Below are 12,809 nucleotides of genomic sequence, written 5' to 3' on the forward strand. Positions count from 1 at the left end.
ACCATCACGCTGCGGCCCGGCCAAACGGTGATGCTGACCATGCTGATGCTGCCGATCGGCCGATCCTCCGGATCGGTCGCCCCGCTTTCCGGGATCCTTCGATCGCCCTAGGCTCCCGGCATGACGCTGACGGTCGACGACGTCCGCCTGGAGGAGGCCGCCCTGTGGGTGCGCCGCGGCGCACCCCCGGTGATGGAGCACCCGCACCGGCACGACGACCTCGAGCTCAACCTCGTGCACACGGGTCGCCTGGAGTACCTGTTCGGCGGGTCGACGCTGCGGGTCGAGACGGGCGAGGTGGCGCTCTTCTGGGGCGGCACGCCGCACCAGCTCGTCGAGCCCGACGCCGTGGAGTCCGCCGTGTCGTGGGTGCACGTGCCGCTCACCGAGGTGCTCGGCTGGGCCCTGCCGGCCGAGCAGATCGCGGTGCTGCTGCGGGCGCGCCCCGTCGTCGTGCCCGCCGCCGCGCTCGCCCGCGACGTCGACGCGCTCTTCGCGACGTGGCACCGCGACGTCCTGGCCGGCGGCGACCACGCCGTCGTCATGCTGGAGGTGCAGGCGTTCGTGCGCCGGACGCTCGCGGCCGCGGAGGCCGCGGGGACGCCGGGCCCGGCGGGCGACGCGACGGGCGCCGCCGGGCCGTCCGGCGCGGCCGCGCGCGCCACCGCGATGGCCCAGTTCGTGGCGGAGCACTACCGCTCCCCCATCTCGCCGTCGGACGTCGCGCGCGCCGTGCACCTCAGCCCCAGCCACGCGATGACGCTGTTCCAGCGGGTGGTGGGCACCACCCTCGGCACCTACATCGCCCGGTGCCGGGTCGCGGAGGCGCAGCGCCTGCTCATCACGACGGACGCCACCACGGTGGAGGTGGGGCACGCGGCCGGGTTCACGTCGCAGAGCAGCTTCTACGACACCTTCCGCCAGATCTGCGGGTACGCGCCCGGCGACTACCGCCGCGCGCTGCGCTGACCGGGCGGGTCGGTCGGCGCGGGCCGGGTCACGCGACCGCGAACCCCGCGGCGCGCAGGCGCTCGACGACGGCCTCGCAGTGCTCCTGCCCCTTGGTCTCGAGCTGGAGGTTCACGAGCACCTGCGCCACGGTGAGCGAGGTGTCGGTGCGGGTGTGCTCCACCTGCACGATGCTCGCGCCGGCGTGCGCGACGACGTCGAGCAGCCCGGCGAGCGAGCCCGGCTTGTCGTCGATGCACACGCGCAGCTGCAGGTACCGGCCGGCGGCGACGAGGCCGTGCTGCACCACCCGCAGCAGCAGCAGCGGGTCGATGTTGCCGCCGGTGAGGACGGGCACGATGGTGCCCGGCAGCGAGCCGGGCTCGGCGGCCAGCACCGCCGCGACCCCGGCGGCGCCCGACGGCTCCACGATCAGCTTGCCCCGCTCGGCCACGAGCAGCAGGGCGCGGGACATCTCCTCCTCGGAGACGGTGCGCACCTCCACGCCGAGGCGGGCCAGCACCTCGAACGGCACGTCGCCCGGGGTGCCGATGGCGATGCCGTCGGCCATCGTCGCGCCGAGCGCGCGCGGCACCGGTCGCCCGGCCGCGAGCGACTGCGGGTACGCGGCGGCCGTCTCGGCCTGCACCCCCACGACCTTGACGTACGGTGCGGCCTCGGCGAGGACGGTCGCGATGCCCGCGACCAGCCCGCCGCCGCCCAGCGGCACGACGACCGTGCCGACGTCGGGCACCTGCTCGAGGATCTCGAGCGCGACCGTGCCCTGGCCGGTGACGACGTCGAGGTGGTCGAACGGGTGGATGAGCGTGCGCCCGGAGCGCGCGGCCTCCGCGCGGGCGGCGACGAGCGCCTCGTCCACGCTCTCGCCGACCTGCCGCACCTCGGCCCCGTAGCCGCGGGTGGCCCGCAGCTTCGGCACCGACGCGTCCACGGGCATGTAGACGATGGCGTGGATGCCGAGCATCTGGGCCGCGAGGGCCACGCCCTGCGCGTGGTTGCCCGCGCTCGCGGCGACGACGCCGCGCGCCTTCTCCTCGTCGGACATCCGGCTCAGGCGCGTGTACGCCCCGCGGATCTTGAACGACCCGGCGCGCTGCAGGTTCTCGCACTTGAGGACGACGGGCGCACCCGCCACCTCGGACATCGCGCGGAAGGCCTGCACCGGGGTGCGGGTGATGACGCCGTCCAGGAGGGCCGCGGCGGTGCGGACGTCCTCGAGGGTGACGCGGTCGATCGGGAGCTGTGCTGCCACTTACCTGTTCTCTCCTGCGGGGCCCGCGTCGGGCGGGGCAGGGGCGTCGGTCGTGCTGCCGTCCGAGGTACCGCCCGTCGTCGCCGTGTCCTGCGACGCCCGTCCCGACCAGAGCAGGGTACCGGGCAGCTGGGGTCGCCGGCGCAGCAGCGGCACGTGGTCCTCGGTGCCGAGCTCGGGGAACTTGTCGTGCCCGTGCAGGTACAGCAGGATCGTGTTCAGCACGGCCGCGAGCGGCACCGCGAACAGGGCCCCCACGATCCCCGCGGCGAGGCTGCCCGCCGCGACCACGAGCACCACCGCCACCGGGTGCAGCGACACCGCGTGGCCCATGAGGAACGGCTGCAGGATGTGGCTCTCGGCCTGCTGCACCAGCAGCACGATGCCGAGCATGATGAGGGCCGCGACCCAGCCGTTCGCCACCAGCACGACGGCGGTGGCGATCGCACCGGTGACGATCGCACCGATGATCGGCACGAACGAGCCGACGAAGACGAGGATGCCGATCGGGAGCGCGAGCGCGGGGACGAAGAACGCCGACCCGATCCCGATGCCGACGGCGTCCACGAACGCGACCAGGATCTGGGTGCGCACGTAGGCCGACAGCGTGACGAGCCCCCGACGGCCCGCCTGGTGCACGTTCTCCCGGGCCCGCACGGGCAGCAGGTTGACGAGCCACGTCCAGATGGTGCGGCCGTCGAGCAGGAAGAAGATCGTGCAGAACAGCGCGATGAGCGCGCCGACGAAGACGTGCCCCACGGTGGTCGCGGCGCCCAGCGCGCCCGAGACGAGGCCAGAGCTCTCCACCAGCGAGCTCTGGAGCTGCTGGCCGTACTGGGACAGCTGGTCGGAGTCGAGCTTCAGCGGGCCCTCGGCGAGCCAGGTCGTGAACTGGCGGAAGCCCTCGACGGCCTGGTCGGCGAGGTCCTGGAAGCCGCTGACGATGGACGTGCCGGCGAGCGTCACCAGGCCGCCCACCAGCACGATCAGCCCGACGATCGACACGGCCGTCGCCAGGCCCTTGCTGAGGTGCCACCGCTGCAGGGTCCGGCGCACGGGCGCCAGCAGGATCGTCAGCAGCAGGGCGATGGCGACCGGCACGACGATGGTCTTGAGCGCCGCCAGCAGCCACAGGAAGGCGGCCACGGCGGCGGCGATCAGCAGGACGCGCCACGACCAGGAGGCCGCCGCGCGCACGCTCAGCGGGACGCTGTCCGCGCCGGAGGGGGAGGTACGTTCCGAGCTCACGCGGAAACCCTAGGTGTCCCGGGGTCTCGACGCGCGGGGGCCACGCCCGCGCGCCGGTGCGGCGGCCAGCCGCCGACCGGGATCTTCACGGCGCGTCCACAGGATGGTCGCCGACGCGGGCCTCCCGGCGGCCCCGTCATCCTGCGGCGGGACGCCGCCGCTGCGGGTGGAGGGTCTCGCCGCGCTCCAGCATCGCGACGTACTTCGCCACGTTGCGCTCGCGTGCCTCCGCCGTCTTGAGGGCGCCCAGGCGGTGCAGGATCGCGTACCGGTTCTGCGACGTGAGGACCTCGAACATCGCCGACGCCGCAGGGCTGGCCGCGAGCGCCGCCGCCAGGTCGGGCGGCACCTCGGCCCGCGCCGACCCGTGGTAGGCGGCCTCCCAGCGCCCGTCCGCCTTCGCCGCGTCGATCTCCGCCTGCCCGCGGGGCCGCATCCGGCCCTCGTCCGTCAGGCGGGCCACGATCTCCTGGTTGCGCACCGACCAGCGGCTGCGCGGCCGGCGCGGGCAGAACCGCTGCAGCATCGTGTCGGCGCCCAGGCTCCGCATCTGCGCGTCGATCCAGCCGCTGCACAACGCCTCCTCCAGCGCGGACGCGTGCGTGAGCGTCGTCGGCGACGGGCGGCCCTTCTTCGCGAGCACCAGCCACGCGCCGTCGGGAGTGGTGTCCTCGTGCTCGTCGAGCCAGGCCCGCCATGCCGCCGGGTCCGGCAGGAGGAGCTGGTCGGGCAGGTCGGGGCGGTCGTCGGCCATGACGGGACCGTAGCGCCAGGCCCGCCTTCGGGCATGGAACACCCCGGTGGGCGATGTCGTTGCGCACTACGGGACCACCGCGTCCCTCTCAAGGAGGTAACCCGATGAACTCGATCTTCGACCAGCTGCTCGGCCGCTCCGGCAAGACCACCATGGTGGCGCCGGAGGACGCCCTGCCCGGGCGCGAGTCGCCCGTCCTGCCCGCCGCCCGTCCGCACACGGTGCTCGGCACGTCGCTCACGGGCCCGTGGCCCGAGGGCACGCGGGTGCTGTACCTGGCGATGGGCTGTTTCTGGGGCGCCGAGGAGATCTACTGGCAGGTACCCGGCGTCGTGAGCACGGCCGTCGGCTACATGGGCGGCACGACGCCGAACCCGACGTACGAGGAGGTGTGCACGGCACGCACCGGGCACACCGAGACCACGCTGGTCGCCTACGACCCGGCGAAGGTCTCCGAGGCCGAGCTGCTCAAGATCTTCTGGGAGCGGCACGACCCGACCCAGGGCTTCCGGCAGGGCAACGACGTCGGCACGCAGTACCGCTCGGCGGTCTACTGGACCACCCCGGAGCAGGAGCAGGCGGTGCGCGAGACCGCGGAGCGGTACTCCGAGGTGCTCGCGGCGAAGGGCTACGACCCGATCACCACCGAGCTGCGACCGGCCGTCGAGGCCGGACCGTTCTACTACGCCGAGGACTACCACCAGGAGTACCTCGACAAGAACCCGCACGGCTACCGCTGCCACGCGACGACGGGCGTCCCGTACCCCGACGCCGCCTGACCGCGGGCGCGTGACCGCGTGGTAGTGCTCTCGGTACTGCGGTCGTGCCCTCCGGGGCCTACCGCGGTACGGGACGCACTACCGCGCCGGCGCGGCGGCGGGTGTGGAATGGGGGGATGACCAAGAACGCCATCCCCACCCGCACCGCCGCCGACGGCACCGCGATCCCCGCCGTCGGCTTCGGCACGTACAAGCTCAAGGGCTCCGGCGGCGCCGACGCGATCGCCCGCGCCATCGACGCCGGCTACCGGCTGATCGACTCGGCGTTCAGCTACGAGAACGAGGGCACGGTCGGCCGCGCCGTGCGTGCCTCCTCGGTGCCTCGCGACGAGCTGCTCGTCACGTCGAAGCTGCCCGGCCGCCGCCAGGCCTACGACGACGCCGTCGCCACCGTCGAGGAGTCGGTGTACCGCAGCGGGCTCGACCACCTCGACCTGTACCTCATCCACTGGCCCAACCCGCGCATCGGGAAGTACGTCGAGGCGTACCAGGCGCTGGTCGACTGCCGCGAGCGCGGCCTGATCCGGCACGTCGGGGTCTCGAACTTCCTGCCCGAGCACCTCGACGCCGTCATCGAGGCCACCGGCGTCACCCCGGTCGTGAACCAGGTCGAGCTGCACCCGTACTTCCCGCAGGCCGCCCAGCGTGCCGCCGACGCCGAGCGCGGCATCGTCACCGAGGCGTGGAGCCCCCTGGGCCGGGCGAGCGACATGCTCGAGGACCCGGTGATCGCGGAGGTCGCGGCGACCCACGGAGTCTCGCCCGTGCGCGCCATCCTGCGCTGGCACGTGCAGCTCGGCGTCGTGCCGATCCCCAAGGCGTCCAGCCCGGAGCGGCAGGCCGACAACCTCGACCTGTTCTCGTTCGAGCTCACCGACGACGAGATGGCCCGCATCACCGGTCTCGGCCGCCCCGACGGACGCACCGCCGACCAGGACCCGGCGGTCTACGAGGAGCTCTGACCCTCCACGTCGCCACCCGCGGGGCGGGCCTCGCGCCCGTCCCGCGGGCCGAAGACGCGCAGCGCGTCCGCATCGCTCGCCGCCGACCGCAGGTACTCGTCGGCCCACGCCCGCGCGTCGGGGTACGCCGACCCGGCGGCCACCGCCGCCACCGCGGCGTCCACGTCGACGGCCGTGTGCCGCAGCTCGACCTGGCCGTCGCGCAGCAGCGCCCACGACCCGCCGGCACGGCCGTACGGCATCCCGACGCTGCCCGGGTTCACGACGAGCCGCCGGTCCACCAGCCGCACGAACGGCATGTGCGTGTGCCCGCACAGCACCGTCGTGACGTCGTCGTCGAGCCCCCCGAGCACCTCGGCCCATCGCTCGAGCGAGGAGTCGACGAGCACGACCTCCTCGTCGTCGCGCGGCGTCCCGTGGCACGCCACCACCCGCCCGAACCCGCGCACGCGCAGCTCCACGGGGTGCGGCAGCCCCGCCAGCAGCGCGACGTCGGACGGGCGCAGCTGCGCCGCCGCCCAGGGGGTGACGGGGTCGGGCACGGGGCCCGAGCCGTCGCGGGCGTGCGCGACGAGCTCGCGGTCCGCGTTGCCGCGGACCAGCACCGCCCGGTCGCCGAGCGCCCGCAGCCGGTCGAGCACCGCCACGGGCTGCGGTCCCGCGGCGTGGTCGCCGGTGACGACGACGGCGTCGGCCGCGCGCACGTCCGGCTCGTCGAGGACCGCCTCCAGCACGGGCAGCACGCCGTGCACGTCCGACAGCACCGCGACCGCGCCCAGCTCACTCGCTCCCATGCCGCCACGCTCCCAGGGCGAGCGTCCGGGCGCACGCGGTTCCGCCCGCAGCAGCAGGCCGGGGGGCGGCCCGACGGCGCCGCGACAGCGTCGGAGGCGGGTGCGACGATCGTCGGGTGCTGCTCACGGAGCTGGTCACCACCCACGCCGCGGTCGCCGGGACGCGCTCACGGCTGCGCAAGCGGGAGCTGCTCGCGGACGCGCTGCGTGCCGCGGAGCCCGGCGACGAGGTGGAGGTCGTCGCGGCGTTCCTCTCGGGCAGGCCGCGGCAGCGCCGCACGGGCCTGGGCTGGCGCACGCTGGGCAGCCTCCCCGACCCCGCCCCAGAGCCCGCCCTGAGCCCGGCCGAGGTCGACGCCGCCCTCGGCCGCCTCGAGCGGCTCGCGGGCGCCGGGTCCCAGGCCGCCCGCCGGGCCGCCGTCGACCAGCTGTTCGGGCGCGCCACGGCGGACGAGCAGGACTTCGTGCGTCGCCTCGTGCTGGGCGAGCTGCGCCAGGGGGCGCTCGACTCGCTGCTGCTCGACGCGATCGCCGCCGCGGCCGACGTCCCGCTGCCGGTCGTGCGCCGCGCGGCGATGTTCAGCGCCCTCACCGGGCCCATCGCCCGCGCCGCGCTCGACGGCGGCGCGCCCGCCCTGGAGGCGTTCCGGCTCGAGCCCGGCCGGCCGGTGCGGCCCATGCTCGCGGCGTCGGCCCCCGACGTCGCCGCCGCCCTGGAGCGGTTCGAGGGCGCCGCCGTCGCCGCCGACACCAAGCTCGACGGCATCCGCGTCCAGGTGCACCGCCGCGGCGACGACGTCGTCGTCTTCACGCGCTCGCTCGACGACGTCACGGAGCGGCTGCCCGAGGTGGTCGCCGTCGCACGCTCCCTCGACGTGCGCACGGTGGTGCTCGACGGCGAGGCGATCGCCCTCGACGACGCCGGCCGCCCGCGCCCCTTCCAGGAGACCGCCGCCCGCACGGGCAGCCACGACGCCGAGGCAGGCAGCGCCACCGTGCCGCTCAGCGTGCGGTTCTTCGACGTGCTGCACCACGACGGCAAAGACCTCATCGACGCGCCCGCGGCCGAGCGGCTCGAGGTGCTGGACCGCGTGCTCCCGCCCGAGGTCGTGGTGCCGCGGCTGGTCTCCGCCGACGTCGGGGAGGTCGAGCGGTTCTTCGCCGACACCGTCGCCGCGGGTCAGGAGGGGCTGGTGCTCAAGGCCCTGGACGCGCCCTACGCCGCCGGCCGCCGCGGCGCCGGCTGGGTCAAGGTCAAGCCCCGGCACACGCTCGACCTCGTGGTGCTCGCCGTGGAGTGGGGCTCCGGCCGCCGCCAGGGCTGGCTGTCCAACATCCACCTCGGCGCGCGCGACCCCGGCACCGGCGGCTTCGTCATGCTCGGCAAGACGTTCAAGGGCATGACCGACCAGATGCTCGCATGGCAGACCGAGCGGTTCACGGAGCTGGCGACGTCGCCCGCCGACGGGTCGTCGTACGTCGTGCAGGTGCGGCCCGAGCAGGTGGTCGAGATCGCCTTCGACGGCGTGCAGCGCTCCACCCGCTACCCCGGCGGCATGGCGCTGCGGTTCGCGCGGGTGGTGCGCTACCGCGACGACAAGACCGCCGCCGAGGCGGACACGGTGGACACCGTGCGCGCCCTGGCGGCGGCCTCCTCGGGGAGCTCGGCCGGCTGAGCCGGCTGGGTCGTCAGCTCGCGCGGCGCTGGCGCGTCCAGATCAGCGCGCCGACACCCGCGCCCACCAGCGCGACGGCCGCCATGACGATGCCGAGCACCTGCGCGCCCGTGACCGGGAGCGACTGCGGGGCGGCAGCCGCGTCGACGTCCGCGCTCACGCGGCCGGAGCTGCCGCCCACGGTCTGCGTGCGGGCCTCGACGGCCTCGGACCCGTCGTCCACGTCGTCCACGTCGTCCGCACCGCCCATGCCCGGGGTCGACCCGTCGGTCGGCGCCGTCGGGAGGGGCGTCTCCGTCGGGGTCTCCGACGGCGTCTCCGCCGGGGTCGGCGGGGCGGTCGTCTCGGTGGAGGTGTCCGGGGTCGGCGACTCCTCGGCGGGGGGCGTCGTCTCCTCCGCCGGGGTGGGGGTCGGCGTGGACGAAGGCGTCGACGAAGGCGTGGTCGTCGGGCTCGGCGACGGCTCCGGGGCGTCGACGTACTCGACGGCGTAGTGGCTGATCGCCCGGCACTTGCCGCCGGTCGGGTACGCGATCGTGACCTCCGCGACGGGCTCGTCGAGCTCGACGATCTTGGGGCCCTCGCCCTGCCGGGCGGACCCGGCCTTCACGCAGTACGCGGAGATGAGCTTGCCCTCCGGCGCCACCAGCGTGATCGTCTGCTTCTCGCCGTCGACGTCCGTCTTCGGTTCGTCCATGTCCGGGCAGACGTTGTCGTCCCAGGACCGCGTGCCGTCGGGCCACGAGTAGCGCTCGCCGTCGGCCCAGCCCGAGCCGCCGTCCCAGGAGGCGCCGGTGCGCGAGTCTCCGGTCCCGCCCCAGCCGTCCCGGTCCCCGTGCCCAGCGGGGAGCGCGGCGGCGGGGCCGGCAGCGAGGCCGACGACGAGAAGGAGCGAGGCTCCGAGGACGGCGGGTGTGCGCACGAGCACTCCAATGGGCAGGCGGGATCGATCGACCGCATCAGCAGATGGCGCGGCCTCCGGCCGCGCCGGAATGCTAGCGAGTCCGACCTTTCGGCGGAAGGGTGAAATTTCCGGACGGTTGGTACGAACCCGACCCGCGCCCGCGGGAGCGCGACATCGCCGACGCATCGCCCCGGACCCAGGAGGGTTCCCACCCTGTGCCGCGCCGCCGCCGCGGCGGCCGACCCCCTCAGCGGCTGCCGCGCCGGCGGCCCTTCCGCGGCGACGACGGCCGCGAGCCCCCGCCACGCCGTGCCGCGCCGCGCTGACCGGAGCCGCGCCCCTGGGCAGCGCCCCCGCCGCGCTGGCCCTGCGCCCTCGCCGGATTCGTGACCTCCGCGGGCTTCGCGTCCGTCCGCCCGGCCGCGGCACGGCCCCGGGAGCTGTTCGCGGTGCGGCCGCGCACGATGCCGATCATCTCCTCCACCAGCTCGCGCACGTCGTCGGGCAGCCCGGCCACGAGCCACGCCAGGCCCACGGGCGCGCCTGGCCCGCCGTCGAGCACCCGGTAGGTGACGTCCTTGCGGTGGTGCAGCCGCGCCAGCGACATGGGCACGACCGTGACCCCGACCCCGGTCGCGACCAGCGCGATCGCGTCGGCCGCCGTCGCGGGCCGCTCGGGCTCCACGAGGCCGCCCGCGCCGTCGTCGTACGCCTCCGGCGTCCGGCCAGGAACGGGCTCTCCCGCCGGGTAGAGGACGTCGTCCGCGGGCAGCCACACGACGTCGTCCGCGACGTCGTCGGCGGTGACGACCTCGTCCTCCGTCGTCGCCGCGAGGAGGTGGTCGCGCGAGACGGCGACCACGGGCAGCTCGGTGTACAGCGGGATGGCGTGCAGGACGTCGCCGTCGACCGGGAGGCGCACGAGCGCGGCGTCCACCTGCCGCTCGACCAGCGCGGCGGGCGCGTCGGCGGCGTCGACCTGGACCAGGGCGAGCCGGACGCCCGGGAGTCGGTCGCGCCACGTGCGCGCCCAGCGGCCCGGCGTCGCGCCGGGCACGTACCCGAGCCGGAAGGTGGGGCGGCCGTCGTCGGCCGCCTCGGCGAGGGCGTCCTCGCTCTCGACGGCGTCGTCCGGCTCGTCGTCCACCGTGTCGTCGAGGGCCTCGCCCGGCTGGTCGGTCACGGCACCAGGCTACGTGGGCGTGCTGCGCCGCCCGCCGCGACTACCCTGGTGCCCATGGCCGGAACCCCCTTCTCCCAGCAGGTCCTCAAGCCGACGAACGCGGCGAAGAAGCTCGGGGTGTACCTGCCCGCGACCCCGCCCGAGTTCCAGGAGCACGGCATCACGCGCGCCGAGCTCGAGGAGCTCGAGACGAACCCGCCGCAGTGGCTCGAGGAGCTGCGCCGCCTCGGGCCGCACCCGCGTCCCGTCGTCGCCGGCCGCCTGGGCATCTCCATCGCCGGCCTCGCGCGCGGCGGCATCACCGAGCCGCTGACCACCGAGCAGATCGACGAGCTGCGCGACGAGCCGCCCGCGTGGCTCCTCGCCGAGCGCGAGACCGCCGCGAAGGTGCGCGAGGAGGAGGACCGGGTCAAGGCGAGGGCGGCCGAGCAGGCCGAGCGCCAGGCCCGCCGGTCCCGCTGAGCGCCACTCCCGATCAGTTCGGCAGCCAATCGATCACTTCGGCAGCCGGACGTGCCGAGGAGACCGATCGGCTGCCGAACAGATCGGCTCAACCCCGGGGCTGCACCCGGTCCGTGTGTCCGAGCGAGAGGTCCGGCGCGACGGCGTCGCGGATCGCCGTCTTGAGCGGCGGGATCTCCGGGAACCCGCCCCCGGCGGCGCGGTCCCACAGCAGCACCGCGGGGCGGCCGTCGCCCGGGTCGAGCTCCACCCGGAAGACGCCGCCGGTCCCCGGGACCAGCGCGACCTCGGCGAGCCGGGTGCGGAACGTCTGCAGCAGCTCCTGCGCCACCCAGGCCGCGCGCATCAGCCACCGGCACTGCGTGCAGTAGGTGATCGACACGCGCGCGGTCGACGTCGGCTCCGGCGCGGCGGGGGCTTCGTTCATGGCGCCAGGGTAGGGCGCCCGGTCGGCACCGTCGGGCGCCGGCGTCCCCGTCAGGGAGACTGGTCGGGTGCACCACGCCTCCGAGCCCGACTCCCCCGCCCCCACCGATCCCTTCGAGAGCCTCGACCCCGCCGCACGGCTGGCCGCCGTCCTCGGCGCGCTCGTCCCGTGGCCCGAGGACGGCTCACGGCCGGACGGCCCCGTCGCCGTCGACGCCACCGACCGGCTGCTGCTCGACGAGGCGGCGCCGCTGCTCGCCACGGCCGGTCCCGGCGACGTCGTCGTCATCGGGGACCGCTTCGGCGCCCTCACGCTCGGCGCGGCGACGCTGGGCGCCCCCGACGTGCGGTCGTGCACGGACACGGTCACGGCCGAGGCCGCCCTGGAGCGCAACATGGACCGGGACGGGCTGCTCGACGCCGTGCGCGGGGACCGGCCGACCGTGGAGATCGCCGTCCGCGACCGGGTCGACGAGCACCTGCTGAACGGCGCCCGGCTGGTGCTCCTGCAGCTGCCGAGCTCGCTGGCCGAGCTCACGGAGGTCGCGGAGCTCGTCGCGAGACACGCCTCCCCCGACGTCGTCCTGCTGGCCGGCGGGCGGGTCAAGCACATGACGCGCGCGATGAACGAGGTGCTGGCCGCGTCGTTCACCGACGTGCGCGCCACCCTCGCGCGGCAGAAGTCCCGCGCGCTGGTGGCGTCGGGCGTGCGCCCCGAGCGTCGGGACACGCCGCCGAGCTATCCGGCGACGGCGCGCCTGACGGACGCCGAGCTCGTCGCCGCGGCCGGGACGCCGCACGTGGACGTCGTCGCGCACGGTGGGGTGTTCGCGGGCACGACCCTCGACCTCGGCACCCGCTTCCTGCTCACGACGGTGGAGAAGTGGCCGGGGGCCGACCGCGTGCACGACGCCGTCGACCTGGGCAGCGGCAGCGGCCTGCTCGCCACCGTCCTCGCGCTCCGGTACCCCGGGGCGCGGGTGGTCGGCACGGACCGCTCGGCCGCGGCCGTCGCGTCGACCCGGGCGACGGCGGAGGCGAACGGCGTCGGCGGACGCGTCGTCGCGCTGCGCGGGGACGCGGGCGAGGACCTGGAGCCCGCGAGCGTCGACCTGATCCTGCTCAACCCGCCGTTCCACGACCGCACGGCCGTGCGCACCGACGCCGCCCACCGCATGTTCCGGGCGGCGGGGCGGGCGCTGCGCCAGGGCGGCGAGCTGTGGTGCGTCTTCAACACGGCGCTGCACTACCGGGAGGCGCTGAACCGCGCCGCCGGGCCCACCGTGCACGTCGCGCAGAACCCGAAGTTCACGGTCACGCGGTCCCGCCGACGCTGACCTCCCACGCACTCCCCCGAACGCCGAACAGGCGGTTGACACCGTGATCGCGCGCCAGCAGGC

At 75.4% G+C, this 12,809-nt stretch carries 13 protein-coding genes; 6 read left to right on the forward strand and 7 right to left on the reverse strand.

Going from position 1 to position 12,809, the window contains the following annotated elements; genetic code table 11:
* Positions 1-120 precede the first annotated feature (120 nt).
* Complete coding sequence (locus tag ACFWEK_RS10850; RefSeq protein WP_430554053.1) at positions 121-969, forward strand: helix-turn-helix domain-containing protein; 849 nt, start codon at positions 121-123, stop codon at positions 967-969.
* 28 nt (positions 970-997) lie between these two features.
* Here ACFWEK_RS10850 and ilvA read toward each other — a convergent pair whose 3' ends face one another.
* The 3 genes from ilvA to ACFWEK_RS10865 form a co-directional block, all read right to left on the reverse strand.
* The gene (ilvA, locus tag ACFWEK_RS10855; protein WP_430554054.1) at positions 998-2,221 is read right to left on the reverse strand and encodes a threonine ammonia-lyase; all 1,224 of its coding nucleotides are present in this window, start codon (positions 2,219-2,221) and stop codon (positions 998-1,000) included.
* Positions 2,222-3,469 carry an AI-2E family transporter gene (locus tag ACFWEK_RS10860; RefSeq protein ID WP_430546788.1) on the reverse strand — a complete coding sequence of 416 codons (1,248 nt, stop codon included), beginning with the start codon at positions 3,467-3,469 and terminating at the stop codon, positions 2,222-2,224.
* 136 nt (positions 3,470-3,605) lie between these two features.
* Positions 3,606-4,223 carry a YdeI family protein gene (locus ACFWEK_RS10865; protein ID WP_430546789.1) on the reverse strand — a complete coding sequence of 206 codons (618 nt, stop codon included), beginning with the start codon at positions 4,221-4,223 and terminating at the stop codon, positions 3,606-3,608.
* Positions 4,224-4,327: 104 nt separating this feature from the next.
* Here ACFWEK_RS10865 and msrA point away from each other — a divergent pair, with 104 nt between their 5' ends.
* Together msrA and ACFWEK_RS10875 are read left to right on the forward strand one after the other, a co-directional pair.
* Positions 4,328-5,002, forward strand: coding sequence for a peptide-methionine (S)-S-oxide reductase MsrA (msrA, locus tag ACFWEK_RS10870; protein WP_429764544.1), 675 nt, complete (start codon positions 4,328-4,330; stop codon positions 5,000-5,002).
* Between the two features lie 116 nt (positions 5,003-5,118).
* Positions 5,119-5,964, forward strand: coding sequence for an aldo/keto reductase (locus ACFWEK_RS10875; RefSeq protein ID WP_430546790.1), 846 nt, complete (start codon positions 5,119-5,121; stop codon positions 5,962-5,964).
* Here the strand turns inward: ACFWEK_RS10875 and ACFWEK_RS10880 are convergent.
* The gene (locus ACFWEK_RS10880) at positions 5,949-6,758 is read right to left on the reverse strand and encodes a metallophosphoesterase family protein (protein ID WP_430554055.1); all 810 of its coding nucleotides are present in this window, start codon (positions 6,756-6,758) and stop codon (positions 5,949-5,951) included. The genes ACFWEK_RS10875 and ACFWEK_RS10880 overlap by 16 nt on opposite strands.
* Before the next feature lie 116 nt (positions 6,759-6,874).
* Between ACFWEK_RS10880 and ACFWEK_RS10885 the strand changes: the two genes are divergently transcribed.
* Positions 6,875-8,434, forward strand: coding sequence for an ATP-dependent DNA ligase (locus tag ACFWEK_RS10885; RefSeq protein ID WP_430554056.1), 1,560 nt, complete (start codon positions 6,875-6,877; stop codon positions 8,432-8,434).
* Positions 8,435-8,447: 13 nt separating this feature from the next.
* Here the strand turns inward: ACFWEK_RS10885 and ACFWEK_RS10890 are convergent, their stop codons facing one another.
* Both ACFWEK_RS10890 and ACFWEK_RS10895 read right to left on the reverse strand, forming a co-directional pair.
* Positions 8,448-9,356: a hypothetical protein gene (locus ACFWEK_RS10890; RefSeq protein WP_430554057.1), complete on the reverse strand. Its 909-nt coding sequence runs from the start codon at positions 9,354-9,356 to the stop codon at positions 8,448-8,450.
* 229 nt (positions 9,357-9,585) lie between these two features.
* Positions 9,586-10,521, reverse strand: a complete 936-nt coding sequence (locus ACFWEK_RS10895) for a LysR substrate-binding domain-containing protein (protein WP_430554058.1) — start codon at positions 10,519-10,521, stop codon at positions 9,586-9,588.
* 54 nt (positions 10,522-10,575) lie between these two features.
* Between ACFWEK_RS10895 and ACFWEK_RS10900 the strand changes: the two genes are divergently transcribed.
* The gene (locus ACFWEK_RS10900) at positions 10,576-10,983 is read left to right on the forward strand and encodes a DUF5997 family protein (protein ID WP_430546795.1); all 408 of its coding nucleotides are present in this window, start codon (positions 10,576-10,578) and stop codon (positions 10,981-10,983) included.
* 88 nt (positions 10,984-11,071) lie between these two features.
* Here the strand turns inward: ACFWEK_RS10900 and ACFWEK_RS10905 are convergent, their stop codons facing one another.
* Positions 11,072-11,410 (reverse strand): SelT/SelW/SelH family protein, encoded by a 339-nt coding sequence (locus ACFWEK_RS10905; protein ID WP_430554059.1) that lies wholly within the window; start codon positions 11,408-11,410, stop codon positions 11,072-11,074.
* Between the two features lie 67 nt (positions 11,411-11,477).
* On the opposite strand from ACFWEK_RS10905, the gene ACFWEK_RS10910 reads away from it, so the two are divergent.
* Positions 11,478-12,746 (forward strand): class I SAM-dependent methyltransferase, encoded by a 1,269-nt coding sequence (locus tag ACFWEK_RS10910; RefSeq protein ID WP_430554060.1) that lies wholly within the window; start codon positions 11,478-11,480, stop codon positions 12,744-12,746.
* The last annotated feature ends 63 nt before the right edge of the window (positions 12,747-12,809 follow it).

Origin of the sequence: Isoptericola sp. NPDC060257 (assembly GCF_042726645.1) — a bacterium.
GTDB lineage: Bacteria > Actinomycetota > Actinomycetes > Actinomycetales > Cellulomonadaceae > Isoptericola > Isoptericola nanjingensis.

Excerpts from the sequence above, each read along its gene's own strand:
- ACFWEK_RS10900 (WP_430546795.1), top strand. The coding sequence starts at position 10,576 with ATGGCCGGAACCCCCTTCTCCCAGCAGGTCCTCAAGCCGACGAACGCG.
- ACFWEK_RS10865 (WP_430546789.1), bottom strand. The coding sequence starts at position 4,223 with ATGGCCGACGACCGCCCCGACCTGCCCGACCAGCTCCTCCTGCCGGAC.
- ACFWEK_RS10880 (WP_430554055.1), bottom strand. The coding sequence starts at position 6,758 with ATGGGAGCGAGTGAGCTGGGCGCGGTCGCGGTGCTGTCGGACGTGCAC.
- ACFWEK_RS10850 (WP_430554053.1), top strand. The coding sequence starts at position 121 with ATGACGCTGACGGTCGACGACGTCCGCCTGGAGGAGGCCGCCCTGTGG.
- ACFWEK_RS10875 (WP_430546790.1), top strand. The coding sequence starts at position 5,119 with ATGACCAAGAACGCCATCCCCACCCGCACCGCCGCCGACGGCACCGCG.
- msrA (WP_429764544.1), top strand. The coding sequence starts at position 4,328 with ATGAACTCGATCTTCGACCAGCTGCTCGGCCGCTCCGGCAAGACCACC.
- ACFWEK_RS10905 (WP_430554059.1), bottom strand. The coding sequence starts at position 11,410 with ATGAACGAAGCCCCCGCCGCGCCGGAGCCGACGTCGACCGCGCGCGTG.